Raw genomic sequence first — 23,521 nt, forward strand, 5'->3', positions numbered from 1 at the left:
GTAATCCTTCCCCAATCTATACTTTCAATATGCCCCGTAAGTTTGTGAGACACGTTCAGTGTCCCGCAAACTTACGGGGATCTTTTCCGTCTGCAACGAGGAACCGCTCGTGACAACAATTGTAAGTGTACGCCGCAACGGCAAGGTCGTTATTGGTGGTGATGGCCAGGCCACATTGGGAAATACCGTCATGAAGGGCAACGTCAAAAAAGTACGTCGCCTGTATAACGACAAAGTGATTGCGGGCTTTGCTGGCGGCACGGCTGATGCCTTCACGCTGTTTGAGCTGTTCGAACGCAAACTGGAAATGCACCAGGGTCATCTGGTGAAAGCCGCCGTTGAACTGGCAAAAGACTGGCGTACCGACCGCATGCTGCGCCGTCTGGAAGCGCTGCTGGCCGTGGCGGATGAAAACGCCTCGCTTATCATCAGCGGTAACGGTGATGTTATCCAGCCGGAAAACGACCTGATCGCCATCGGTTCCGGTGGCCCGTATGCCCAGGCCGCTGCACGCGCATTACTGGAAAACTCCGAGCTTGAAGCACGCGACATCGTCGAAAAATCGCTGAGCATCGCCGGTGACATCTGCATCTACACCAACCATTTCCACACTATTGAAGAATTATCTTCTAAAGCGTAAGGATCGAAAATTATGTCTGAGATGACCCCGCGCGAGATCGTCAGCGAGTTAGACAGTTACATCATTGGCCAGGATAAAGCGAAACGCGCCGTGGCCATTGCTTTGCGTAACCGCTGGCGCCGCATGCAGCTTGATGAAGCGCTGCGCCACGAAGTCACCCCAAAAAATATTCTGATGATCGGCCCGACCGGTGTCGGTAAAACCGAAATTGCCCGCCGTCTGGCGAAGCTGGCTAACGCGCCGTTCATCAAAGTAGAAGCGACCAAATTCACTGAAGTCGGTTACGTGGGTAAAGAAGTGGATTCCATTATCCGCGACCTGACCGACTCCGCCGTAAAAATGGTGCGCCTGCAATCTATTGAGAAAAACCGTTATCGTGCTGAAGAACTGGCCGAAGAACGTATTCTGGATGTGCTGATCCCACCTGCAAAAAACAACTGGGGACAGGCCGACGAAGCGCACGAACCTTCTGCCGCGCGTCAGAACTTCCGCAAAAAACTGCGTGAAGGCCAGCTCGACGACAAAGAGATTGAAATCAGTCTGGCATCCGGCCCGGTTGGCGTTGAAATCATGTCCCCTCCGGGTATGGAAGAAATGACCAATCAGTTGCAGTCAATGTTCCAGAGCATGGGTGCTCAGAAACAGAAACCGCGCAAACTGAAAATCAAAGAAGCGCTAAAGCTGCTGGTTGAAGAAGAAGCCGCGAAGCTGGTGAATCCGGAAGATCTGAAAGAACAGGCGATCGAAGCCGTTGAACAACACGGCATCGTGTTTATCGATGAGATCGACAAAATCTGTAAACGTGGTGGCCAGAGCTCCGGCCCGGACGTCTCCCGCGAAGGTGTCCAGCGTGACCTGCTGCCGCTGGTGGAAGGCTGTACGGTGTCCACCAAGCACGGCATGGTAAAAACCGATCACATTCTGTTCATCGCGTCAGGCGCATTCCAGACGGCCAGCCCGTCAGACCTCATTCCTGAATTGCAAGGTCGTCTGCCAATTCGTGTGGAACTGCAGGCGCTGTCGACTGAAGACTTCGAACGCATACTGACCGAGCCAAGTGCTTCGCTGACTCATCAGTACAAAGCATTAATGGCCACCGAAGGCGTCACCATTGATTTCACCGCTGACGGTATCCGCCGCATTGCAGAAGCCGCATGGCAGGTGAACGAAACCACCGAGAACATAGGTGCGCGTCGTCTGCACACCGTTCTGGAGCGTCTGATGGAAGATATCTCTTACGACGCCAGCGAAAGCAACGGTATCTCCATAAACATTGATGCAGATTATGTTAGAAGCCACCTTGACCAGCTGGTAGCTGATGAAGATCTGAGCCGTTTTATCTTATAATTTGCTCATACGTTCCGAAAGTGATCTTCAGGGAGGCGTTTGCCTCCCTGATTTTTTTAGATTTCGGACTGATTCTTCACCTGAGAAATCACCTATGAGCATAATCACTCCCTGCACACCGACGACGCCCGCCCGCGCCTGGCTGGAAAGCTTGCGCCCGAAAACCTTGCCACTGGCGTTTGCCTCTATCGTCATGGGTTCTGCCATTGCCAGCCTGCAAGGCGTTTTCCATCCGCTTATCGCGTTGCTGGCACTGCTGACCGCTGGCTGTCTGCAAATCCTGTCGAATCTGGCGAATGACTATGGCGATGCAGAGAAAGGCAGCGACACGCCGGATCGCGTCGGTCCCCTGCGCGGCATGCAAAAGGGGCTGATTACCGCTACACAGATGAAGCGCGCGATTCTCCTGACCATCGTGCTGACCATTATCTGCGGTATCGCGCTTATCGCCGTGGCCTGCCATAAACCCAGTGATGTGGCCGGATTTGTGATCCTCGGCTTGCTGTCAATTGGCGCAGCCATCACGTATACCGTCGGCACACGGCCTTATGGCTACATGGGGCTTGGCGATATTTCCGTGCTGATTTTCTTCGGCTGGATCAGTGTCGCGGGGACGTTTTATCTACAGGCAGGCTATTTCGACTGGATCGTCATGCTTCCGGCGACGGCGACAGGTTTGCTGGCCACCGCCGTACTGAATATCAATAATTTGCGCGATATCGAAACCGACAGCGCCAACGGCAAGAACACGCTGGCGGTTCGCCTCGGGCCGGTTAACGCACGCCGTTATCACGTCATCATTCTGACTGCGGCCGTGCTCTGTCTGGCGATTTTCTCCGCCGTACACCTGCATCACTGGACCGGCTGGCTGTTTATTCTGGCGCTCCCAATGCTGGCAAAACATCTGATACGGGTGATGAAAACAACAACTTCCACTGAAGTCCGCCCGTTGCTGGAGCACATGGTAAAAACCGCGTTGCTGACTAACGTCTTGTTTGCAGTGGGTCTGTTGCTCAATTGAGTAAAGTTGGCCTGATGTGCGTTTATCAGGTCACTTTTCACATTTAACAATTGATGATTTTGCCAACATCCGCCGGAAAGGGATATACTGAACACTCATGCAGCAACCAGATGAAATCCTATGAAATACGATACTTCCGAACTTTGCGACATCTACCATGAAGAAGTGAATGTCGTCGAACCCTTGTTCTCCAACTTTGGCGGCCGTACTTCATTTGGCGGGCAAATCACCACCGTGAAATGCTTCGAAGATAATGGCTTGCTTTATGACCTGCTCGAAGAAAATGGCCGTGGCCGTGTATTAGTGATCGATGGCGGCGGTTCTGTGCGTCGCGCACTACTGGATGCCGGACTGGCACGCCTCGCGTTGCAAAACGAATGGGAAGGCATCGTGATTTATGGTGCGGTTCGTCAGGTGGACGATCTCGAAGAGTTGGATCTGGGCATCCAGGCGATGGCCGCGATCCCGGCTGGCGCAGGCAGTGAAGGGATTGGCGAAAGCGACATTCGTGTCAATTTCGGCGGCGTCACCTTCTTCTCCGGCGACCATCTTTATGCCGACAATACCGGTATCGTACTGTCAGAAGACCCGCTTGATATTGAGTAATGACCTTCTGAGCACAACAAAAAAGGACGCCAAGGCGTCCTTTTTTATGTGGAATATGAAGTAATTAAACTTCTTCCATTTTTCCCAACAGTGCACGCAGACGATCCTGCCATACGTGTTGTTCTTCTTTCAGCTGCGCATTTTCACGCACCAGAGACTCATGGTTGCCGCTGGCTTGCTGAACTTCCTGAGACAGGGTGTTGTTCTGTTCTTTCAGTTCTTCGATTTCCATCTGCAACAAAGTAATGGTATCGATCGCTTGCTGAACTTTAGCTTCTAATTTCTCAAATACTTCAAATGACATTTTTCGGTCCCCTTATGTTCGCAAGGCGCACATCTTATGTTCTGCCGCATCGTCCGGACACGGCTCAAAAATTCCTGCACTCCGTCGATTTTTATAACAAATTCATCAGAAGAATTGCATAAAACCGGCAGGTGTCTTAACGGGTGATTGTATGTAGCCAGCTTTGATCTGTCTACCCGCAACCCCTTTATCCACGCAGTCTGTTGCAATTTAACAGCGCCGGGTATCAGGAAATGCTTAAAAAGCAGCGTCACACACCAGAAATACCGGTTAATGCCGAATAACCTTAGCCACCATGCTGAAAGCGATATCGATGCTCGTTTGTCAGAAACGCGCGCTAAAAATGTTAAATCATGGACTTCTTGCGCTACATCAAGTTCCACCAACACGCGAAATCGCTCATTTTTATGACGCGACACACAAAATTTGATTTCGCTATTTCTCGTTTATGCTCGTTAACGATAAATTCACATTACGTTCTCATTTAATGATGAACGCCAAAATCCGATTACGTTCACAAACGACATAACAGAAAAACTATAACTAACCATTAACATCATCCTTAGCAGGATCAAACTATGAGCCAAACCATGAGTTCCACATTAAAAGGTCAGTGCATCGCTGAGTTTCTGGGTACCGGGCTTATCATTTTCTTTGGTGCGGGCTGTGTCGCAGCAATGAAACTTGCCGGGGCAACCTTTGGCCAGTGGGAAATCAGTATTATCTGGGGGCTGGGTGTGGCAATGGCCATCTACCTGACCGCCGCCATTTCAGGTGCACATCTGAACCCGGCGGTGACCGTCGCACTTTGTCTGTTTGCAAACTTTGAAGGACGCAAAGTTCTGCCTTACGTCATCGCGCAGGTCGCCGGTGCTTTTTGCGCCGCTGCACTGGTCTACGGCCTTTACTACAACCTGTTCTTCGATTTTGAACAAAGCCACAACATGGTGCGCGGCAGCGTCGAAAGTCTGGATCTGGCCGGTATTTTCTCGACCTATCCAAACCCGCACATCAGTGTATTGCAGGCGTTCCTGGTAGAAACGGTGATTACGGCCATTCTGATGGCACTGATCCTCGGCCTGACTGATGATGGCAACGGTATTCCACGTGGCCCGCTGGCACCGCTGCTGATCGGTATCCTGATCGCCGTTATCGGTGCATCGATGGGGCCGCTGACCGGATTCGCCCTTAACCCGGCACGTGACTTCGGTCCGAAAGTGTTCGCCTTCTTCGCTGGCTGGGGCAAAGTTGCCTTCACCGGCGCGCGCGATATCCCTTATTTCCTGGTGCCGATTTTTGGCCCGCTGCTTGGAGCTTCTCTGGGTGCCATCGCATATAAAGCGCTGATCGGTCGCCATTTGCCACATCAGATTAATGAGCCGGCAGAAGAAAAAGCATCTCAGCCATCCAAACAGCGTAAGGCCTGATCGGCTAAACTGTTCCACAGATTACTCATTTGCAGGATGAATATTATGTCAGCAGATACGACTCACGAAAAAAAATACATTGTTGCACTCGACCAGGGTACAACCAGTTCACGCGCCGTAGTTCTGGATCACGATGCCAATATCGTCAGCGTGTCACAACGCGAATTCACCCAGATTTACCCTAAGTCAGGCTGGGTTGAGCACGACCCGATGGAAATCTGGTCATCGCAAAGCTCGGTGCTGGTTGAAGTGCTGGCGAAAGCCGACATTAACTCCGATCAGATTGCCGGTATCGGTATCACCAACCAGCGTGAAACCACTATCGTGTGGGAAAAAGAAACCGGCAAGCCAATCTATAACGCGATTGTCTGGCAATGTCGCCGTACTGCTGACATCTGCGAAAAGCTGAAAAAAGACGGCATGGAAGAATACATCCGTCACAACACCGGCCTGGTGATTGACCCGTACTTCTCCGGCACCAAACTGAAGTGGATCCTTGACCACGTTGAAGGCTCCCGCGAACGGGCTAAACGCGGCGAACTGCTGTTCGGCACCGTCGACACCTGGTTGGTCTGGAAAATGACGCAGGGACGTGTTCACGTGACGGATTACACCAACGCCTCACGTACCATGCTGTTCAACATCCATGATCTGCAATGGGATGACCGCATGCTGGAAGTGCTGGATATTCCGCGTGAAATGCTGCCGGAAGTTCGCCCTTCTTCTGAGATTTACGGCCAGACCAACATTGGTGGTAAAGGCGGTACGCGTATCCCTATCGCCGGTATCGCGGGTGACCAGCAGGCGGCGCTGTATGGCCAGCTGTGTGTGCAACCGGGTATGGCGAAGAATACCTACGGCACTGGCTGCTTCCTGCTGATGAATACCGGTACTGAAGCCGTTGCCTCTAAAAATGGCCTGCTGACCACCATCGCCTGTGGCCCGCGCGGCGAAGTAAACTATGCGCTGGAAGGTGCCGTGTTTGTCGGCGGTGCGTCCATTCAGTGGTTGCGTGATGAACTGAAGCTTATCAGCGACGCAACCGACTCCGAATATTTCGCTATGAAAGTGAAAGACACCAACGGCGTTTACGTGGTGCCCGCCTTCACCGGCCTCGGTGCGCCTTACTGGGACCCGTATGCCCGCGGCGCTATCTTCGGTCTGAGCCGTGGTGCGAACAGCAACCACATTATCCGTGCAACGCTGGAATCTATCGCTTACCAGACCCGCGACGTACTGGATGCGATGCAGGCTGACTCAGGCGCTCGTCTGCAGTCACTGCGCGTTGATGGCGGTGCGGTTGCCAACAACTTCCTGATGCAATTCCAGTCAGACATTCTCGGCACCCGCGTTGAGCGCCCCGAAGTGCTGGAAGTCACCGCACTGGGCTCTGCTTTCCTCGCCGGGCTGGCTGTCGGTTTCTGGAACGATCTGGAAGAAGTGCGCAGCAAAGCCATCATCGAGCGTGAATTCCGCCCAGGTATCGAAACGACGGAACGCAATGTCCGCTATAAAGGCTGGCAAAAAGCAGTGGCACGCGTTCGTTCGTGGGAAGATCACGACGAGTAATCGCCGGATATTATCGCCAACACCACTTTCTGAAACTCCCCGTCCGGGGAGTTTTTTTATACGCCTTTTCCCGTTGTGCTAAAATCTGCGCCACAGATGAGCCTCGCCTCACCGACCTCTTTTTTCTTTCTACAGGCTTTCCAATGAAACGTGAATTAGCAATCGAGTTCTCCCGCGTGACCGAAGCTGCCGCACTGGCCGGTTACAAATGGCTGGGTCGTGGTGACAAAAATCTTGCCGATAATGCTGCCGTTCAGTCCATGCGCATCATGCTCAATAAAGTCGATATCAATGGCACCATCGTCATTGGCGAAGGTGAAATTGATGAAGCGCCGATGCTGTATATCGGTGAAAAAGTCGGTACCGGCAATGGCGATGCGGTGGATATCGCCGTTGATCCGATTGAAGGCACACGCATGACCGCCATGGGGCAATCCAACGCGCTGGCCGTGCTGGCTGTGGGTGACAAAGGTTCTTTCCTCAATGCGCCGGACATGTACATGGAAAAAATTGCCGTCGGGCCGGGCGCGAAAGGGGCAATTGATCTGCAACTCACGCTGGCAGAAAACCTCGCAAATATTGCGAAGGCATTGAATAAGCCGCTGACCGAGCTGACCGTGGCGGTTTTAGCGAAACCCCGTCACGACGATGCGATCCGTGAAATGCTGGCGTCAGGCGTGCGTGTGTTCGCATTCCCGGACGGTGATGTGGCGGCGACGATCCTGACCTGTATGCCGGAAAGCGAAGTGGATGTGCTGTATGGCATCGGCGGCGCACCGGAAGGCGTGATTTCCGCGGCGGTGATCCGTGCGCTGGATGGCGATATGCAGGGCCGTTTGCTGGCGCGTCATGACGTGAAAGGCGATACACCGGAAAACCGTCGTATCGGTGAAGAAGAACTGGCGCGCTGTAAAGTGATGGGTATTGAAGCCGGTAAAGTGCTGCTGCTCGATGATATGGCGCGTAACGATAACGTAATTTTCTCCGCGACCGGTATTACCAAAGGCGACCTGCTGGAAGGCATCAGCCGTCAGGGGAACATGGCGACCACCGAAACGCTGCTGATCCGCGGGAAATCCCGCACTATTCGCCGTATCCGCTCGACCCATTATCTCGACCGCAAGGACGCGGCGCTGCACGAATTTATTATCTGAGCAGCCCCTTCCGGTCATCAAAAATCAGGGCCAACAGCGCCCTGCTTTTTTGCATCCTCAGGCCGTATGCCCTTCATGCTGACTGCGGTTCGACATCGGTAACCAGCACAACAGAATCAGCACCGCCATTGCAAACATCAGTAACCCGAGGCTGAACTGACCGGTTTGCGGCAGCATTGCCGACATCCATGCGACCAGCCCTGACCCCATATTCTGCAATCCACCGACCAGTGCACCGGCCGCACCCGCCAGATACGGGAACGGCTCCATTGCGCCGGTGGTCGCCAGCGGGAACAACATGCCAGCGCCGAAGAAGAACAACGAAGCCGGCACCACCAGCGTCCAGATATTCATGATGCCCAGCCAGCCAGGGATCCACATCGCCAGACCGGCCAGCAGACAACTGATGACCGAATGCCACATCAGTTGCTGGAAACTTTTCTCCGTGCGCCCGGCATACCAGGCACCAAAAAAGGCAGCAGGGATCGGCAGGATAAACAGTACGCTGACCATTACCCCGCTCAGCCCGAGAACGCCACCCATCAGCACTCCGCAACTGGCTTCAAACACCGCCACACCGGCCAGTGCGCCAACCAGCATCACCAGATAACGGCTGAAGTTGGCGTCGGCCAGCAATAAACGCAGGCTGCCAAGCATTTTGCGCGGCGGATGATCGACAGTGAATTCAGGACGTGTTTCCGGCAACCAGCGGTACATCGAAAACGCCACACCCGCGCACAGGATCAGCAGGAAACCAAAACTGGCCCGCCAGCCTAACCAAGCCGACAGTGCGCCACCGATCACTGGCGCCAGCAGCGGACTGACCAGAATGCCCATGTTCAGCAGGCTGTTGGCATGGCGTAACGCACCGCCGCTGTAGAGATCACGCGGCATGGTTCGCGCCATCACACCTGCTACACCGGTGCCCAGCCCCTGAATGGCTGCAAAGGCAATCAGCATGTTCAGGCTCGTTGACATCATCGCGCCCGCCGCACCAATCAGGAAAATTATCAGGCCGGTCAGGATCACCGGCTTACGGCCAATATTATCGGAAAGGGGGCCGTAAACCAGTTGCGAGCCGCCGTATGTCAGCAGATAGGATGCCATGACCCGTTGCACCGCGCCCGGTTTCACCGCCAGGCTGTCAGCCATGTCCGCGATATTAGGCACATAAATGGTTTGTGCCATTTGTCCGACAGCCACCAGCAAAATGAGCATGATAAGCAGGTGAATATTTTCCAGATTTTTCATTTTTCAGTTCATTATCAGATAAGTTTGGAAAGGTGCAGAACAAATAACCAGTAAATTCGGCCAGACTCCAGCGGCGCATAAGTTAACAAATTAAGATGAATAAGCGAGTGTTGCGGAAAACTCTTCTGAACCTTTGCTGGCAGCAGAGGAAGCCACCTCTGTAACGCTGGGTGTACGAAAATCGATACTGGCTAACGGATGATGAACAGGCTGATAACATTTAACCGATACGGGATCCGAAAAATTTGAAATAAAATCAGGCCATAATTTCGTAATTCATATTTCGCACTACATGAAGAAATCAGAAACCACGGGAGTTTTTTATGGCTGATTGGGTGACAGGAAAAGTCAAAAAAGTTGAGCACTGGACCGACAGTTTGTTCAGCATCACGGTCAATGCCCCCGTTGATCCTTTTACTGCCGGCCAGTTCGCCAAACTTTCACTGGATATTGACGGTGAGCGGGTACAGCGCGCTTATTCCTATGTAAATCCGCCATCGAGCGGCGAACTTGAGTTTTATCTGGTGAATGTGCCGGAGGGAAAACTCAGCCCGCATCTGCACGTGATGCAGCCCGGTGACGAAATCAACATCACCAAAGAAGCCGCCGGGTTTTTCGTGATTGAAGAAGTGCCTGAATGCGAGACCCTGTGGATGCTGGCAACCGGTACCGCTATCGGGCCGTATCTGTCTATTTTGCAGGAAGGTATCGGACTGGAGCGGTTCAAGAACATTGTTCTGGTTCACGCCGCACGCTTCGCGGCTGACCTGAGTTATCTGCCACTCATGCAACAGCTTCAGCGTCGCTATGAAGGCAAATTACATATTCAGACCGTGGTCAGCCGCGAGGAAATTTCCGGCTCACTGACCGGTCGTGTTCCGGCTCTGATTGAAAGCGGCGCGCTGGAAGCGGCTGTCGGCCTGAAGATGCTGGCTGAAGACAGCCACATCATGCTGTGCGGCAACCCGCAAATGGTTCGCGATACCCAGCAGGTACTGAAAGACACACGGGGTATGCGCAAACACCTGAAACGTAAACCGGGCCATATGACCAGCGAGCATTACTGGTAAGCCTGTACATAAAAATCAGCGGAATTTCACCTCGTCCGGCTCCGGGCCAAAGCGATTTGTGCCCGGCGTGCCGGTAAAAGCGCCGCAGTCGATCAGCAACATGATAAAAATCACTGAGGGTGACAGCCGCCCCAGAACCCAGCTCCACATCGGCGGCATCGCCGCTGCCCAGTTCCCCGCCACCAGCATCCACGCCAGCACAAACAGCAGCGCCCACCAGGCAGATTTATTGCGGTCATGTAATCTTTTTACCAGCACTGCGGCAGTCGGCCACAGCAAAACCACCAGCGCGAATCCGGCGGTCTGATAGGTAATCCATTCCTGTGCGGCAAAAAAGAAATCAGCCACCATCAGGATCAGCCAGCTGACCATCCAAATCCAGAAATCGCGGCGACCCAGACGGCCGTTAAAAGAAAACAGTGCATGCTGTAGCGTCATTGACAGTCCGTTCCGTAAAATACAATGGGAGTAAATTGTTAAATCAGGCGGAGTGTAACCTGCCGGCAGCGGCGACGAGAATCTTTACGCACTCCTTTTGACATTACCCCCCGTTCCCCGCTTTAATCGGTTTTGTTGAAACAAAATAAGAAACGCCTATGACCGTTGCTCAATCCTTATTACGACTGGCGCTGCCCGCGCTGCTGATGTTCGCTGGTCAGAATATTGCGCTGGCCGATCCGCCAGCCGACCACTCTGGCGTCACAGAAGAGATGCCAAAAGCACCTTATCTGCTTGCAGGCGCGCCAACTTTTGAAACAACGCTGATCAATTTCCGCGCCAAATACAATGAAGCCAATCCGACCCAGCAGATTGGCGAGTTCCGGTCGATCAGTGATAAATCTCCAAACAGTTCCCTGACCCGCGCCGCCAGCAAGATTAATGAAAATCTGTATGCCTCGACCGCACTGGAAAAAGGCACCGGTAAAATCAAAACGCTGCAAATCACCTATTTGCCGATTCAGGGGGCTGAAGAAAAGGCCGCACGCACGCTGGCGATAAGCTATATGGCCAATCTGATGCGTCAGTTCGACGCCACATTATCCACCGAGCAAAGCGTGGCGAGAGTCGCTTCTCTGATCGAAAAAGGAAAAGGTCAGCAGTTTTATAAGCAGGAGATAGGCGCGGTGCGTTTTGTCATTTCAGACAATGGCGAAAAAGGACTGACATTCGCCGTTGAGCCGGTCAAGCTGGCGCTTGCTGAGCCGTGAGATGACGGTTTTTAATGACAAAAAGCAAAGCCTTTATGACCAATGATCTCTATACTGTTGCACAGGTAATCTGCTTATTTGGCAGAAATTTTAATCGACGCTCGCGTCCCCTTTTGGAGGAAAAAACATGCGACATCCATTAGTGATGGGTAACTGGAAGCTTAACGGCAGCACCCACATGGTTAACGAACTGATTGCTGCTCTGCGTACTGAACTGAGCACAGTGGTAGGTTGTGGCGTTGCAATTGCTCCACCAGAAGTTTACCTGTCACAGGCTAAACACGCTCTGGCGGGCAGCCGTATTGCGCTGGGTGCTCAGAACGTTGATGCTAACCTGTCCGGCGCATTCACCGGTGAGATCTCTGCCGACATGCTGAAAGACATCGGTGCGAAATACATCATCATCGGTCACTCAGAACGCCGCACTTACCACAAAGAAAGCGACGAGTTCATCGCGAAAAAATTCGGTGTGCTGAAAGACGCTGGCCTGACTCCTGTTCTGTGCATCGGTGAAACCGAAGCAGAAAACGAAGCAGGCAAAACTGAAGCCGTTTGCGCTAAACAACTGGACGCGGTGCTGAGCACTCTGGGTGCGAAAGCATTCGAAGGCGCAGTCATCGCTTACGAACCTGTTTGGGCGATCGGTACCGGCAAATCAGCCACCCCGGCTCAGGCTCAGGCGGTTCACAAATTCATCCGTGACCACATCGCAAAACAAGATGCTGCGGTTGCTGAACAAGTGATCATCCAGTACGGCGGTTCCGTTAACGCGGCTAACGCTGCTGAGCTGTTCACACAGCCAGATATCGATGGCGCACTGGTTGGCGGCGCATCACTGAAAGCTGATGCTTTCGCAGTGATCGTGAAAGCGGCTGCGGAAGCCAAACAAGCGTAAGCCTGTTTCTTCTGCGCATAAAAAACCCCGGCACGCCGGGGTTTTCTTTTTTGGTTGCAAAGAGAGGTGTTTGCGGAAGACCTTTCTGTAAAACGTTATTAACGTTTAGAGATCTGGTCAAAAATACCGTCTGTTGCGAAATGGTCTTTCTGTGCCTGAGCCCAGGTACCTGCAACCTGATCAATAGTGAACAGTTTCAGTTTCGGGAATTCAGCCGCGAATTTCTTCTCGACTTGCGGATCACGCGGACGGTAATAATTTTCTGCCGCGATAGTCTGGCCTTCCGGCGAGTACAGGTATTTCAGGTAAGCATCCGCCACTGTACGGGTGTCACGCTTATCCACCACTTTATCGACCACAGAAACCGTTGGCTCCGCCAGAATCGATTCGCTTGGCGTGACGATTTCGAACTTGTCTTTGCCGACTTCTTTTGTTGCCAGCAATGCCTCGTTTTCCCAGGCAATCAGCACATCACCGATACCGCGTTCAACGAAGGTGTTGGTTGCGCCACGCGCACCGGAATCCAGTACTTCCACGTTTTTATATAATGCTTTCACGAAATCCTGAGCCTTCGCTTTGTCATTGTTGTTGTGATGCAACGCGTAACCCCAGGCAGCCAGATAGTTCCAGCGTGCACCGCCAGACGTTTTAGGGTTCGGCGTAATCACTGACACGCCCGGTTTGATCAAATCATTCCAGTCATGAATTTGTTTCGGGTTGCCTTTGCGCACCAGAAATACAATGGTGGATGTGTAAGGCGCAGAGTTGTCCGGCAGGCGGGTGATCCAGTTTTTATCGATACGGCCACGTTCTGCAATGGCATCAACGTCATAAGCCAGCGCCAGTGTCACCACATCCGCTTCAATGCCATTAATCACTGACGTAGCCTGTTTGCCTGAGCCGCCATGCGACTGGCGCACAGTAACCGTATCACCGGTTTTGCCCTGCCAGTATTTGCTAAACGCCTTATTGTATTGTTCATAGAACTCACGGGTTGGATCGTATGACACGTTCAGAATCTGAATATCTTTGGCAATGGCTCCCGTTGCTACCAACAGTAATCCCAAACCTGCAGCCCATTTACGCATCGTACTCTCCCGAAATAGTTTCTATGGATTTCATTTATTTGTTCGTTAAACAGAGCGTGCCAGATAAAAATGAAACACATAAAGAATAAAAGGTTTTTTTCTATTACTTTATGGAATAACCAAAAGACTGACGGAAAAAAACCTCCCGCTAAGGAGGTTCTTTTAAACACGCAAAAAATTGAATCAGAAAAGTTTTTTCGCCGTATCGTACCAGTCTTCTTTGAATTTACTTTTCTTGTTCTCTGGCGCGATACAAATCGAGATTAATTCGTGAACCATTTTCTCGTTTTCAACGCCGACACAGAAACCGCCCTGAGAATAGTCGCGGTCTTCTTCCAGCAGCAGATCAACAGCATAAGCGCCCATGCGGGAAGCCAGGATACGATCATAAGCGACCGGTGCTCCGCCACGCTGAATATGGCCTAAGACAGTGCCACGCGTTTCACGACAGGTTTCTTTCTCGATGTATTTAGCCAGTTCTTCGATGTTATCTAACTTCTCGGTGATGGCGACAATCGCGTGTTTTTTACCTTTCGCGATACCGGCTTTGATTTCAGCAACCAGATCATCACGTTTAAATTCTACTTCAGGGATAGCGATAAATTCGCAACCCCCGGCAATCGCTGCCGCTAAAGTTAAATCACCGCAATAGCGGCCCATCACTTCAACAATAGAGATACGCTGGTGTGAGGATGAGGTATCACGTAAACGGTCAATCGCCTCAACCACAGTGCCCAATGCTGTGAAAAAACCGATAGTGTAGTCAGTCCCGGCAACATCGTTATCGATGGTACCTGGCAGGCCGATACAACGGATGCCACCTTCTTTCGTCAGCAGGTCTGCACCCGCATATGAACCGTCACCGCCGATAACCACCAGGCCATCAATACCGCGGTCTTTCATATTCTGCAGGGCAACTTTACGCATTTCTGGATCACGGAATTCCGGAAAACGTGCTGACCCCAGGAAAGTACCACCACGGTTGATCATATCGGAGACGCTGTAACGATCCAGTTTGCGCATGCGGTTTTCATACATGCCGAGGTAGCCATCTTCAATACCGTAGACTTCCAAATCTGCAGACAAAGCGGCGCGGACAACGCCACGGATCGCAGCATTCATGCCTGGGGCATCGCCACCACTTGTCAGTACACCAATTTTTTTGATCATGACTACCTCTGAACTTGTAGATGCAATTTCTTAAGAATCTTGAGCCAGCCTGTTGGGCGAATTTTTCTTGTGCAGCCAAAAGGGCTTATTAGCGTTTGAGCCTATAGTATAACAAAACACCGGTGCTGAATTGATTCAAGTCAGCAAGAATACGCATACACCGCTCGGTACATCGCAATTTACTGATTCATACGGCTTTTACAAGATATTTCCCGTTCGTTACGCGCAGATTTCCACCTTGTTAATTTCCTATTTGCAGATCCCACCCAAATTGAGGGCAAAAAAAACCCCACCTTTCGGTGGGGGAAGACAGGGATGGTGTCTATGGCAAGGAAAAACAGGGATCTTACTCGGTCGTGCTGGTACTACTCGTCTTCTGGGCAGAAGAGGACTGTAATCCAGATAACTGCATTTGCATCTGTTTCATGCGCTGCTCGTGTTTCTGGTTCAATACATCTTTTTGCTCAGGGGTCAGCAGATTAAACATCTGGTTGCGGATACGGGCCATTTCGACCTGCCGATCCACCTGCTCCTGAGCCATTAATTCAGCTTGTGCACGAACGGCGCCCTGATCAAACTTTTGGGCAGTAACCAACCTGTGCATCGTTTCTATCTGTTCTACATTTACATGAGGCAAATCTTTACGAGCCTGGTGCATCAGGTCACGCATTTGCTGGCGCTGTTGCTCAGTAAGATTTACACCATCAAACATGGTGTTGCGTTCCTGAGGCTTATCCAACATCGTGCTATCATGTTCTGCTGGCATCGCCGACACTGGTTTTGCGCCATCTGCTAAAACGACACCTGAACTCAGCGTCAGAAGCGTGGCCAAACCGAATGAAGCTGCCTTAAACATCACATACTCCTAAAGTCTTTATCGCTTCATCGCGAATCATTGAAAAGCAGTCTAAACCTGCTGCTGCAAACAAGCGTCAGTGCTTGTAAAAGTACGTAAAGTCATGGAATAGCGGCAATTGATGACGTATTTTGCGTCTAGAGGTAAATACAATGAATAAAATTTTGTTAGTTGATGACGACCGTGAACTGACTTCACTTTTGAAAGAATTGCTCGAAATGGAAGGCTTTAATGTTGTAGTGGCTTACGACGGTGAGCAGGCATTAGAGAAAATCGATAATACTATCGATCTTCTGTTACTTGACGTAATGATGCCGAAGAAAAACGGCATTGAAACCCTTAAAGAATTACGCCAGCGCCATCAGACGCCAGTGATTATGTTAACCGCTCGTGGCAGTGAATTAGACCGCGTTCTCGGCCTCGAACTGGGTGCCGATGACTATCTGCCAAAACCGTTTAATGACCGGGAGCTGGTGGCACGGATCCGCGCCATGTTGCGTCGTTCTAACTGGAGCGAACAACAGCAAACCAATGAAAACAGCGGCTCACCGACGCTCGAAGTAGACGGTCTGCAACTGAACCCCGGCCGCCAGGAAGCCAGTTTTAACGGTGAGGCGCTGGATTTAACCGGCACTGAATTTACCTTGTTGTACTTACTGGCAAAACATCTTGGACAAGTCGTTTCCCGCGAACATCTGAGTCAGGAAGTGCTGGGTAAACGTCTTACGCCGTTTGACCGTGCTATTGATATGCATATTTCTAATTTGCGCCGCAAATTACCCGATCGTCAGGACGGCCATCCATGGTTTAAAACCCTGCGTGGACGCGGTTATCTGATGGTTTCTGCTTCATGATAAACAGCCTTACGGCACGTATTTTTGCCATTTTCTGGTTCACATTAGCCTTAGTGCTGATGCTGGTATTAATGGTGCCGAAACTCGATTCACGCCAGATTACGCCGTTGCTCGATAACGAACAACGGCAAGGCCTGATGATTGAACAACACGTTGAAGCTGAGCTGGCGACCGACCCTGCCAATGACCTGATGTGGTGGCGCCGGTTGTTCCGTGCCATCGACAAATGGGCACCGCCGGGTCAGCGCCTGTTGTTGGTAACCAGCGAGGGGCGCGTGATTGGCGCTCAGCGCAATGAAATGCAGATCGTGCGTAACTTTATCGGCCAGTCTGATAACTCAGATCGTCCGAAGAAGAAAAAATATGGCCGTGTCGAAATGGTGGGGCCTTTCTCCGTTCGTGACGGCGAAGATAATTACCAGCTTTACCTGATGCGCCCTGCCAGCAGTTCTCAGTCTGATTTTATCAACCTCATGTTCGACCGTCCGTTGCTGCTGTTAATCGTTACCATGCTGATCAGCGCCCCGCTGTTACTCTGGCTGGCGTGGAGCCTGGCGAAACCTGCACGTAAGTTGAAAAACGCCGCAGATGACGTTGCGCGTGGCAATCTCAAGCAGCATCCGGAGCTCGAAGCGGGTCCGCAGGAATTCCTCGCCACCGGTGCCAGTTTCAACCAGATGGTCAGTGCACTCGAACGGATGGTAACGGCACAACAACGGCTGATTTCGGATATCTCACACGAACTGCGTACCCCGCTGACGCGCCTGCAACTGGCCACCGCATTGATGAGACGTCGTCATGGTGAAGGGAAAGAGCTGCAACGCATCGAAAATGAGGCTCAGCGCCTTGACGGCATGATCAATGACCTGCTGGTGTTATCACGTAGTCAGCATAAAAATGAATTATCGCGCGAAACCCTGAAGGCCAACGAATTGTGGGCTGGTGTGATTGACGACGCACAGTTTGAAGCCGAACAGATGGGTAAAACCCTTGAGGTTACGTCGCCGCCTGGCCCGTGGAAACTGATCGGTAATGCTGCGGCGCTCGACAGTGCGCTGGAAAACATCGTGCGTAACGCCCTGCGTTATTCGCATCATCATATTGTGCTTAACTTCGCCCACGACAATGAAGGGATCACCATCACCGTTGATGATGACGGCCCCGGTGTGAGTGAGGAAGATCGTGAACAGATTTTCCGTCCGTTCTACCGCACTGATGAAGCGCGTGACCGGGAATCCGGCGGTACCGGCCTTGGACTGGCTATCGTGGATACCGCGGTTCAGCAACACAGAGGCAAAGTAAAAGCCGAAGACAGCCCGCTGGGCGGCCTTCGTTTGATTATCTGGCTGCCGCTGCACCAGCGTTAAGTTTCTGCTATTCTGCGTCCCTCTATCAGGGGGACGCATGCTTAACATTGTTTTATTTGAACCAGAAATCCCGCCCAACACCGGCAACATTATCCGCCTGTGTGCCAATACCGGATGCCAGCTTCACCTCATCGAACCTCTGGGTTTCGGCTGGGACGATAAACGTCTGCGCCGCGCCGGGCTTGATTACCACGAATTCGCCAATATAAAACATCACGCGAATTATGAGGCCTTTCTCAGCAGTGAAAACCCGCAACGTCTGTTTGCACTGACGACCAAAGGTACGCCTGCCCACAGCGCCGTCAGCTATCAGGATAATGATTTCCTGCTATTCGGCCCTGAAACTCGTGGCCTGCCAGCATCCATTCTGGGTAGCCTGCCTGCACAACAGAAAATCCGCATTCCTATGCGCGCAGAAAGCCGCAGCATGAATTTGTCGAATGCTGTGTCCGTTGTGGTTTATGAAGCCTGGCGTCAGCTGGGATATCCGGGTGCATTGCTGAAAGAATAGTGTATTGGAAGTGAAGAAGATGGCATGCAGATTCATGCCATCAGAAAGCCTGTCAGATACCGTCGCCGAATTCAAAACCCTGCGCAATACCGTTGAAATGCTGATCCATATCCATGGAAGGCCGCTCGCTTTCCGGTCGCCCGACAATTCGCGCCGGCACGCCTGCAGCCGTGGTATGCGGAGGAACTGATTGCAACACGACTGAGCCCGCACCAATTTTCGCGCCAGCGCCCACTTCAATGTTGCCGAGGATTTTCGCACCGGCACCAATCATGACGCCCTCACGAATTTTAGGGTGACGGTCACCGCAGGTTTTGCCGGTACCGCCGAGAGTGACAGATTGCAGAATCGACACATCATTCTCAACCACGGCCGTTTCACCGATGACAATCCCGGTGGCGTGGTCAAACATGATGCCGCAGCCAATACGCGCCGCCGGGTGAATATCGACGCCGAATGACACTGAAATCTGATTCTGGAAATAAATCGCCAGCGCTTTGCGATCCTGCTTCCACAGCCAGTTACCGATACGGTATGCCTGCAGCGCGTGGAACCCTTTCAGATAAAGCAACGGAGTGGAATATTTGTCGACCGCGGCATCACGCTGATGCACAGCCAGAATGTCACGGGCAGCGGACAGGATCATTTGTTCGTCGTTACGATAGGCTTCTTCGACAACTTCACGGATCGCCATCGCAGGCATAATCGGATTGCCCAGTTTGTTGGCCAGAATGTAGCTCAACGCGCCGCCCAGCGTTTCATGTTTTAGCAACGTCGCATGGAAAAAACTGGCCAGCATCGGTTCACACTCAGCCAGCGCTCTCGCCTCTGATTTAATGTTATTCCAGACCAGTTCTAATTCTTCTAACGACATCACTTTTCCTTACGACTTTGCAAGTTCGGGTAATAAAAAGCCGCCCTGTGGGAAATACCAACAAGGTGGCTATTCTGCAAATGCCTTTCAGTGGCTGTGTTTTTCGTCCTTGCTCGCACGGGCAAGCAAACTGATTGCTGCTTCACGCGCATCTTTACCGCAATACAACACCTGGTAAATCTGTTCCGTGATCGGCATTTCAACATTATTTCGCTGTGCCAGAGCCCGTACTTCTTTGGTATTGCGATAGCCTTCAACAACCTGGCCGATGGTGTCCTGAGCGGTCTGAACATCCTTGCCTTGCCCCAGCATAATGCCGAAGCGACGGTTGCGGGACTGGTTATCTGTGCAGGTTAACACTAAATCACCCAAGCCTGCCATGCCCATAAAGGTGGCAGGATCTGCACCTAAAGCGGAACCCAGGCGGGTCATTTCCGCCAGACCACGGGTAATCAGCGCGGTTCTTGCATTAGCCCCAAAGCCGATACCATCAGACATTCCGGCACCAATCGCGATAACGTTCTTAATCGCACCGCCCAGCTGAACACCGATAAAATCCGGGTTGCTGTAAACACGGAAGCTTTTGCCACAGTGCAGCAATTGCTGCAAATCTTCGGCAAAACTGGCATCCGTGGCAGCCAGCGAGATTGCCGTTGGCATGCCTGCCGCCAGTTCTTTGGCGAACGTCGGCCCGGAAACGACGGCTAACGGAATGGCATCGCCGAGTTCTTCGCGCGCGACATCCTGCAACAAACGTCCGGTTTCGGCTTCCAGGCCTTTCGTCGCCCACACCACGCGAGCATCTGGCCGCAAATGCGGTTTCAGCTGGCGCAATACGTCACCAAAAACGTGGCTGGGTACCACAACCAGCACATTACGGCTGGCTGCTAACGCGATAGAAAGGTTGGTCTCAAGCAACAGGTTATCAGGGAAATGGACATCAGGAAGGAACTCCTGATTACAACGGGCGCGTTGTAAGGCATTGATGTGGTCGGGATTGTGTCCCCACAGCACAACGGGATGGCCATTTCTGGCAAGGGTAATCGCTAAAGCGGTGCCGTACGAGCCGGCACCGATCACTGTCATTGACGCATTGACGGTTTTCATCAGGCATCCTGATGCGGTTCAGCACCTTCGCCTTCAGCTTGCTGTTGCAGATAGTTCATGAACAGAGCGTCAAAGTTAACAGGTGCAAGGTTCAGTTGCGGGAAGGTACCGCGGGAAACCAGGCTGGTGATGCACTCACGGGCATACGGGAACAAAATGTTCGGGCAATACGCACCCAGGCAATGTGCCATCTGGTTGCCATCAATACCGGAGATAGTGAAGATACCACCTTGCTGAACTTCGCACAGGAACGCCGTTTCGTCGCCCAGTGAAGAAGTTACAGTCACACGCAAGACAACTTCATATACGCCTTCAGCCAACTGGCTGGAAGCGGTATCAAGATCCAGTTTAACTTCTGGCTGCCAGTCTTGCTGGAAAACCTGAGGCGCATTTGGCGCTTCAAAAGAAATGTCTTTGGTGTAGATACGTTGGATCTGGAAAGCCATCTCGGTGTTATTTTGTTCTGACATGTGAGTAGTACCCTCGGGTTAATAGTCCTTTTAAACACTTAACGAAAAACAGCCGCCGCCTTTATTAACCCAGCATTGGGTCAAGGCCACCGCGTGCATCAAGTGCATGTAAATCATCACAACCGCCTACGTGCTGCCCATCGATAAAAATCTGAGGAACGGTTGAACGACCGCTGCGGGCGATCATTTTTTCACGTTTATCTGCGTCGCCATCGATAGCGATTTCAACAAATGAAGCCCCTTTGCTATTAAGCAGAGCTTTTGCTCGATGGCAGTAAGGGCAGGTTGCCTTGGTGTAGATTTCAATTTTTGCCATGGGTTCCACCTCAGGGTCGTAAAATTTAGTGCCGTAGCAGTTGGCTTAATGTCTTATTTACCGCGCACTAAAGGCAGGTTTTCACCGCTCCAGCCGCTGATACCTTCTTTGAGTGTAAAGACGCGCTCAAAACCGGCGGCAATAAGGCCTTCAGCCGCAGTGCGGGAAGTTTGTCCAGTGGCACAAACCACGATAACAGGCTGTGCTTTATGTTTGGTCAGTTCACCCAGATTGTTGTTCTTGATGTCAGCAGACAACACATTCTGTGATTCAGCGATGTGGCCTTTGCGGAACTCTTCACGCGCGCGAACATCGACAACAATGGCATCTTCTTTGTTAATCAGGCGGGTTGCTTCGCCACGGGTGATCTCTTTCACTTTAGAAAAACGTGTTTTAAAGGTGGTCACAATTACTGCAATCAGTAACGCAACCCACGCCAGGCTGAGAACCGGATGCGCACTGATGAATGGCATAATATCTTGCATGGGGTGTAGCAACTCCCGTCAGTTGGGGGAAAATTCAAGGTTTCAGAGTATACCTGCGCGTCGGAGCAAATACAGCCAGTAAGCGCGGGCGAATGCCACAAACTGCGGCACATCCTGGAAAATTAACACGCCTTTATGCCGAAAGTTAACCCTCACCCCGCCTCATCTTTGATCTCCTCCGGCTATTCACACACGGCGCTGGGGTAAAATCAGCCCGCCTGAGTGCATTTAGCCGCGCCTGTTCATGTCCTTTCAGCTGGCGAGCCTATTGAGCATTTCATCTTTTAAACTGAGGTCAATTGACATGTCGAGCAACAAAAAACCGATGGTTCTGGTGATTCTGGATGGCTACGGGCATCGCGAAGAACAACAAGATAACGCCATTCTGAATGCCAAAACCCCCGTCATGGATAATCTGTGGGCCACTAATCCGCATACCCTCATCGCCGCGTCCGGGCTGGACGTCGGTCTGCCCGATGGTCAGATGGGTAACTCCGAAGTAGGCCATGTCAATTTAGGTGCCGGCCGCATCGTGTATCAGGATCTCACCCGTCTGGACAAAGAAATTAAAGAAGGTGACTTCTTTAATAATAGCGTACTGACTGGCGCTGTTGATCGCGCAGTCGCCGCCGGTAAAGCAGTTCACATTATGGGTCTGCTGTCTGCGGGTGGCGTTCACAGCCACGAAGACCACATCATGGCGATGGTCGAACTTGCGCAACGCCGTGGCGCGAAAGCCATTTATCTGCATGCCTTCCTGGACGGTCGCGACACCCCGCCGCGCAGCGCTGAAGCCGCACTGAAACACTTCTCAGAGAAATTCGCACAAATCGGTACAGGTCGTCTTGCGTCAATCGTGGGCCGTTATTACGCCATGGATCGCGATAACCGCTGGGATCGCGTGCAGCTGGCCTATGATTTGATGTCACAGGCAAAAGGCGCATTCACTGCCGATAACGCCCTCGCAGGTTTGCAGGCCGCTTATGCCCGCGATGAAAATGATGAATTCGTCAAGCCAACCGTATTGCAGGCAGCAGGCGAAGAATCCGCAGCCATCAATGACGGCGATGCACTGATCTTCATGAACTTCCGCGCAGACCGGGCCCGCGAAATCACCCGCGCGTTCATCAGCCCGGACTTTGATGGCTTTGCCCGCGAAAAAGTGGTTAATTTCGGCGATTTCATCATGCTGACCGAATATGCTGCAGACATCAACGCAGCCTGCGCCTATCCGCCGGCATCACTGAAAAATACGTTGGGCGAATGGCTGATGACGCACGGCAAAACACAACTGCGTATCTCTGAAACCGAGAAATATGCCCACGTGACCTTCTTCTTTAACGGCGGCATGGAAGACTCATTTGAAGGCGAAGATCGTATTCTGGTGAAATCACCCAACGTGGCGACCTATGATTTGCAACCAGAAATGAGCTCTGCTGAACTGACGGAAAAACTGCTCGGCGCAATCCGCAGCGGTAAATACGACGCCATCATTTGTAACTATCCGAATGGCGACATGGTAGGCCATACCGGTGTTTACGACGCGGCAGTCAGCGCCGTTGAAGCGCTCGATAAATGTGTTGCTCAGGTCGTGGACGCCGTGAAGGCCGTCGGTGGCCAGTTGCTGATCACAGCCGACCACGGTAACGCGGAACAAATGCGTGATCCGGCGACCGGTCAGGCGCACACCGCGCATACCAGTCTGCCGGTTCCGCTGATTTATATCGGCGGAAATGCACAAGCCGTTGAAGGCGGTAAATTATCTGATATCGCGCCAACCATGCTTTCACTGATGGGTATGGAAATTCCGGCAGAAATGAGCGGCAAACCGCTGTTTATCGCACGCTAATTGCTGTTAAAACTCGTTAAAAAAGGCGTGCTGACACCCGTTGGTACGCCTTTTTTGTTTGTGCATCAGCCGGTTGATTAGT

25 protein-coding genes are annotated in these 23,521 nt (G+C 52.0%); 14 read left to right on the forward strand and 11 right to left on the reverse strand.

All coding sequences use genetic code 11. The features are described from left to right. Positions 1 to 109: 109 nt before the first annotated feature. The 4 genes from hslV to rraA all read left to right on the forward strand — a co-directional run bounded on the left by hslV (position 110) and on the right by rraA (position 3,614). On the forward strand, positions 110 to 640 hold the full coding sequence (gene hslV / locus RAHAQ2_RS21330) for an ATP-dependent protease subunit HslV (protein WP_015699184.1): 531 nt from the start codon (positions 110 to 112) through the stop codon (positions 638 to 640). Between the two features lie 12 nt (positions 641 to 652). Beyond that, positions 653 to 1,987, forward strand: a complete 1,335-nt coding sequence (gene hslU, locus RAHAQ2_RS21335) for an HslU--HslV peptidase ATPase subunit (protein WP_015699185.1) — start codon at positions 653 to 655, stop codon at positions 1,985 to 1,987. A gap of 94 nt (positions 1,988 to 2,081) precedes the next feature. Beyond that, positions 2,082 to 3,008, forward strand: coding sequence for a 1,4-dihydroxy-2-naphthoate polyprenyltransferase (locus RAHAQ2_RS21340; RefSeq protein ID WP_015699186.1), 927 nt, complete (start codon positions 2,082 to 2,084; stop codon positions 3,006 to 3,008). A gap of 120 nt (positions 3,009 to 3,128) precedes the next feature. Next, positions 3,129 to 3,614 carry a ribonuclease E activity regulator RraA gene (gene rraA, locus RAHAQ2_RS21345; protein ID WP_013577584.1) on the forward strand — a complete coding sequence of 162 codons (486 nt, stop codon included), beginning with the start codon at positions 3,129 to 3,131 and terminating at the stop codon, positions 3,612 to 3,614. A 64-nt stretch (positions 3,615 to 3,678) separates the two neighbouring features. On the opposite strand, the gene zapB is transcribed toward rraA, so the two are convergent. Continuing rightward, positions 3,679 to 3,918 (reverse strand): septal ring assembly protein ZapB, encoded by a 240-nt coding sequence (gene zapB / locus RAHAQ2_RS21350; protein WP_013577585.1) that lies wholly within the window; start codon positions 3,916 to 3,918, stop codon positions 3,679 to 3,681. A gap of 578 nt (positions 3,919 to 4,496) precedes the next feature. Between zapB and RAHAQ2_RS21355 the strand changes: the two genes are divergently transcribed. From RAHAQ2_RS21355 to glpX, 3 genes are all read left to right on the forward strand, one after another. Continuing rightward, positions 4,497 to 5,345, forward strand: a complete 849-nt coding sequence (locus tag RAHAQ2_RS21355; RefSeq protein WP_015699187.1) for an MIP/aquaporin family protein — start codon at positions 4,497 to 4,499, stop codon at positions 5,343 to 5,345. A gap of 45 nt (positions 5,346 to 5,390) precedes the next feature. Further along, positions 5,391 to 6,914 (forward strand): glycerol kinase GlpK, encoded by a 1,524-nt coding sequence (glpK, locus tag RAHAQ2_RS21360; RefSeq protein ID WP_015699188.1) that lies wholly within the window; start codon positions 5,391 to 5,393, stop codon positions 6,912 to 6,914. Positions 6,915 to 7,057: 143 nt separating this feature from the next. Continuing rightward, positions 7,058 to 8,068, forward strand: a complete 1,011-nt coding sequence (glpX, locus tag RAHAQ2_RS21365; protein ID WP_015699189.1) for a class II fructose-bisphosphatase — start codon at positions 7,058 to 7,060, stop codon at positions 8,066 to 8,068. 57 nt (positions 8,069 to 8,125) lie between these two features. Here glpX and emrD read toward each other — a convergent pair whose 3' ends face one another. Then, positions 8,126 to 9,319 (reverse strand): multidrug efflux MFS transporter EmrD, encoded by a 1,194-nt coding sequence (gene emrD / locus RAHAQ2_RS21370; RefSeq protein WP_015699190.1) that lies wholly within the window; start codon positions 9,317 to 9,319, stop codon positions 8,126 to 8,128. Positions 9,320 to 9,642: 323 nt separating this feature from the next. Here emrD and fpr point away from each other — a divergent pair, with 323 nt between their 5' ends. Further along, entirely contained in the window at positions 9,643 to 10,389 is a 747-nt protein-coding gene (fpr, locus tag RAHAQ2_RS21375) for a ferredoxin--NADP(+) reductase (RefSeq protein ID WP_015699191.1), read from the forward strand. A 15-nt stretch (positions 10,390 to 10,404) separates the two neighbouring features. Here fpr and RAHAQ2_RS21380 read toward each other — a convergent pair whose 3' ends face one another. Continuing rightward, on the reverse strand, positions 10,405 to 10,827 hold the full coding sequence (locus tag RAHAQ2_RS21380) for a DUF805 domain-containing protein (protein WP_015699192.1): 423 nt from the start codon (positions 10,825 to 10,827) through the stop codon (positions 10,405 to 10,407). Between the two features lie 158 nt (positions 10,828 to 10,985). Here RAHAQ2_RS21380 and RAHAQ2_RS21385 point away from each other — a divergent pair, with 158 nt between their 5' ends. Together RAHAQ2_RS21385 and tpiA are read left to right on the forward strand one after the other, a co-directional pair. After that, positions 10,986 to 11,597, forward strand: coding sequence for a DUF1454 family protein (locus tag RAHAQ2_RS21385; RefSeq protein WP_015699193.1), 612 nt, complete (start codon positions 10,986 to 10,988; stop codon positions 11,595 to 11,597). A gap of 127 nt (positions 11,598 to 11,724) precedes the next feature. Next, the gene (gene tpiA / locus RAHAQ2_RS21390; RefSeq protein WP_015699194.1) at positions 11,725 to 12,492 is read left to right on the forward strand and encodes a triose-phosphate isomerase; all 768 of its coding nucleotides are present in this window, start codon (positions 11,725 to 11,727) and stop codon (positions 12,490 to 12,492) included. A gap of 98 nt (positions 12,493 to 12,590) precedes the next feature. Here the strand turns inward: tpiA and RAHAQ2_RS21395 are convergent, their stop codons facing one another. The 3 genes from RAHAQ2_RS21395 to cpxP form a co-directional block, all read right to left on the reverse strand. Further along, a complete protein-coding gene (locus RAHAQ2_RS21395; protein ID WP_015699195.1) occupies positions 12,591 to 13,580 on the reverse strand; it encodes a sulfate ABC transporter substrate-binding protein in 990 nt (329 codons plus the stop codon). A 183-nt stretch (positions 13,581 to 13,763) separates the two neighbouring features. Then, a complete protein-coding gene (gene pfkA, locus RAHAQ2_RS21400) occupies positions 13,764 to 14,750 on the reverse strand; it encodes a 6-phosphofructokinase (protein ID WP_015699196.1) in 987 nt (328 codons plus the stop codon). A 346-nt stretch (positions 14,751 to 15,096) separates the two neighbouring features. After that, positions 15,097 to 15,606, reverse strand: a complete 510-nt coding sequence (gene cpxP, locus RAHAQ2_RS21405; protein WP_015699197.1) for a cell-envelope stress modulator CpxP — start codon at positions 15,604 to 15,606, stop codon at positions 15,097 to 15,099. Positions 15,607 to 15,758: 152 nt separating this feature from the next. Between cpxP and cpxR the strand changes: the two genes are divergently transcribed. Genes cpxR through trmL form a run of 3 tightly spaced genes read left to right on the forward strand, consistent with a single transcriptional unit; the run spans position 15,759 to position 18,338 of the window. After that, complete coding sequence (gene cpxR / locus RAHAQ2_RS21410) at positions 15,759 to 16,460, forward strand: envelope stress response regulator transcription factor CpxR (protein ID WP_015699198.1); 702 nt, start codon at positions 15,759 to 15,761, stop codon at positions 16,458 to 16,460. Continuing rightward, a complete protein-coding gene (gene cpxA, locus RAHAQ2_RS21415; protein WP_015699199.1) occupies positions 16,457 to 17,827 on the forward strand; it encodes an envelope stress sensor histidine kinase CpxA in 1,371 nt (456 codons plus the stop codon). Before cpxR ends, cpxA begins: the two co-directional genes overlap by 4 nt. Before the next feature lie 37 nt (positions 17,828 to 17,864). Beyond that, complete coding sequence (gene trmL / locus RAHAQ2_RS21420) at positions 17,865 to 18,338, forward strand: tRNA (uridine(34)/cytosine(34)/5-carboxymethylaminomethyluridine(34)-2'-O)-methyltransferase TrmL (protein ID WP_015699200.1); 474 nt, start codon at positions 17,865 to 17,867, stop codon at positions 18,336 to 18,338. A 52-nt stretch (positions 18,339 to 18,390) separates the two neighbouring features. Here the strand turns inward: trmL and cysE are convergent, their stop codons facing one another. The 5 genes from cysE to RAHAQ2_RS21445 all read right to left on the reverse strand — a co-directional run bounded on the left by cysE (position 18,391) and on the right by RAHAQ2_RS21445 (position 21,590). Continuing rightward, positions 18,391 to 19,212 (reverse strand): serine O-acetyltransferase, encoded by an 822-nt coding sequence (gene cysE / locus RAHAQ2_RS21425; RefSeq protein ID WP_013577600.1) that lies wholly within the window; start codon positions 19,210 to 19,212, stop codon positions 18,391 to 18,393. Between the two features lie 87 nt (positions 19,213 to 19,299). Continuing rightward, entirely contained in the window at positions 19,300 to 20,319 is a 1,020-nt protein-coding gene (gene gpsA, locus RAHAQ2_RS21430; RefSeq protein WP_015699201.1) for an NAD(P)H-dependent glycerol-3-phosphate dehydrogenase, read from the reverse strand. Then, positions 20,319 to 20,789, reverse strand: a complete 471-nt coding sequence (secB, locus tag RAHAQ2_RS21435; RefSeq protein ID WP_013577602.1) for a protein-export chaperone SecB — start codon at positions 20,787 to 20,789, stop codon at positions 20,319 to 20,321. Before secB ends, gpsA begins: the two co-directional genes overlap by 1 nt. Before the next feature lie 64 nt (positions 20,790 to 20,853). Further along, a complete protein-coding gene (gene grxC / locus RAHAQ2_RS21440) occupies positions 20,854 to 21,105 on the reverse strand; it encodes a glutaredoxin 3 (RefSeq protein ID WP_015699202.1) in 252 nt (83 codons plus the stop codon). Positions 21,106 to 21,158: 53 nt separating this feature from the next. Then, entirely contained in the window at positions 21,159 to 21,590 is a 432-nt protein-coding gene (locus RAHAQ2_RS21445; RefSeq protein WP_015699203.1) for a rhodanese-like domain-containing protein, read from the reverse strand. Positions 21,591 to 21,894: 304 nt separating this feature from the next. On the opposite strand from RAHAQ2_RS21445, the gene gpmM reads away from it, so the two are divergent. Continuing rightward, positions 21,895 to 23,439 (forward strand): 2,3-bisphosphoglycerate-independent phosphoglycerate mutase, encoded by a 1,545-nt coding sequence (gpmM, locus tag RAHAQ2_RS21450; protein ID WP_015699204.1) that lies wholly within the window; start codon positions 21,895 to 21,897, stop codon positions 23,437 to 23,439. The last annotated feature ends 82 nt before the right edge of the window (positions 23,440 to 23,521 follow it).

It is taken from the genome of Rahnella aquatilis CIP 78.65 = ATCC 33071, from assembly GCF_000241955.1.
Classification (GTDB): Bacteria; Pseudomonadota; Gammaproteobacteria; order Enterobacterales; family Enterobacteriaceae; genus Rahnella; species Rahnella aquatilis.

What these genes read in the sequence shown, in the direction of transcription:
- hslU (WP_015699185.1), top strand. Translation starts at nt 653, where the DNA reads ATGTCTGAGATGACCCCGCGCGAGATCGTCAGCGAGTTAGACAGTTAC.
- RAHAQ2_RS21340 (WP_015699186.1), top strand. Translation starts at nt 2,082, where the DNA reads ATGAGCATAATCACTCCCTGCACACCGACGACGCCCGCCCGCGCCTGG.
- rraA (WP_013577584.1), top strand. Translation starts at nt 3,129, where the DNA reads ATGAAATACGATACTTCCGAACTTTGCGACATCTACCATGAAGAAGTG.
- zapB (WP_013577585.1), bottom strand. Translation starts at nt 3,918, where the DNA reads ATGTCATTTGAAGTATTTGAGAAATTAGAAGCTAAAGTTCAGCAAGCG.
- RAHAQ2_RS21355 (WP_015699187.1), top strand. Translation starts at nt 4,497, where the DNA reads ATGAGCCAAACCATGAGTTCCACATTAAAAGGTCAGTGCATCGCTGAG.
- glpK (WP_015699188.1), top strand. Translation starts at nt 5,391, where the DNA reads ATGTCAGCAGATACGACTCACGAAAAAAAATACATTGTTGCACTCGAC.
- glpX (WP_015699189.1), top strand. Translation starts at nt 7,058, where the DNA reads ATGAAACGTGAATTAGCAATCGAGTTCTCCCGCGTGACCGAAGCTGCC.
- emrD (WP_015699190.1), bottom strand. Translation starts at nt 9,319, where the DNA reads ATGAAAAATCTGGAAAATATTCACCTGCTTATCATGCTCATTTTGCTG.
- fpr (WP_015699191.1), top strand. Translation starts at nt 9,643, where the DNA reads ATGGCTGATTGGGTGACAGGAAAAGTCAAAAAAGTTGAGCACTGGACC.
- RAHAQ2_RS21380 (WP_015699192.1), bottom strand. Translation starts at nt 10,827, where the DNA reads ATGACGCTACAGCATGCACTGTTTTCTTTTAACGGCCGTCTGGGTCGC.
- RAHAQ2_RS21385 (WP_015699193.1), top strand. Translation starts at nt 10,986, where the DNA reads ATGACCGTTGCTCAATCCTTATTACGACTGGCGCTGCCCGCGCTGCTG.
- tpiA (WP_015699194.1), top strand. Translation starts at nt 11,725, where the DNA reads ATGCGACATCCATTAGTGATGGGTAACTGGAAGCTTAACGGCAGCACC.
- RAHAQ2_RS21395 (WP_015699195.1), bottom strand. Translation starts at nt 13,580, where the DNA reads ATGCGTAAATGGGCTGCAGGTTTGGGATTACTGTTGGTAGCAACGGGA.
- pfkA (WP_015699196.1), bottom strand. Translation starts at nt 14,750, where the DNA reads ATGATCAAAAAAATTGGTGTACTGACAAGTGGTGGCGATGCCCCAGGC.
- cpxP (WP_015699197.1), bottom strand. Translation starts at nt 15,606, where the DNA reads ATGTTTAAGGCAGCTTCATTCGGTTTGGCCACGCTTCTGACGCTGAGT.
- cpxR (WP_015699198.1), top strand. Translation starts at nt 15,759, where the DNA reads ATGAATAAAATTTTGTTAGTTGATGACGACCGTGAACTGACTTCACTT.
- cpxA (WP_015699199.1), top strand. Translation starts at nt 16,457, where the DNA reads ATGATAAACAGCCTTACGGCACGTATTTTTGCCATTTTCTGGTTCACA.
- trmL (WP_015699200.1), top strand. Translation starts at nt 17,865, where the DNA reads ATGCTTAACATTGTTTTATTTGAACCAGAAATCCCGCCCAACACCGGC.
- cysE (WP_013577600.1), bottom strand. Translation starts at nt 19,212, where the DNA reads ATGTCGTTAGAAGAATTAGAACTGGTCTGGAATAACATTAAATCAGAG.
- gpsA (WP_015699201.1), bottom strand. Translation starts at nt 20,319, where the DNA reads ATGAAAACCGTCAATGCGTCAATGACAGTGATCGGTGCCGGCTCGTAC.
- secB (WP_013577602.1), bottom strand. Translation starts at nt 20,789, where the DNA reads ATGTCAGAACAAAATAACACCGAGATGGCTTTCCAGATCCAACGTATC.
- grxC (WP_015699202.1), bottom strand. Translation starts at nt 21,105, where the DNA reads ATGGCAAAAATTGAAATCTACACCAAGGCAACCTGCCCTTACTGCCAT.
- RAHAQ2_RS21445 (WP_015699203.1), bottom strand. Translation starts at nt 21,590, where the DNA reads ATGCAAGATATTATGCCATTCATCAGTGCGCATCCGGTTCTCAGCCTG.
- gpmM (WP_015699204.1), top strand. Translation starts at nt 21,895, where the DNA reads ATGTCGAGCAACAAAAAACCGATGGTTCTGGTGATTCTGGATGGCTAC.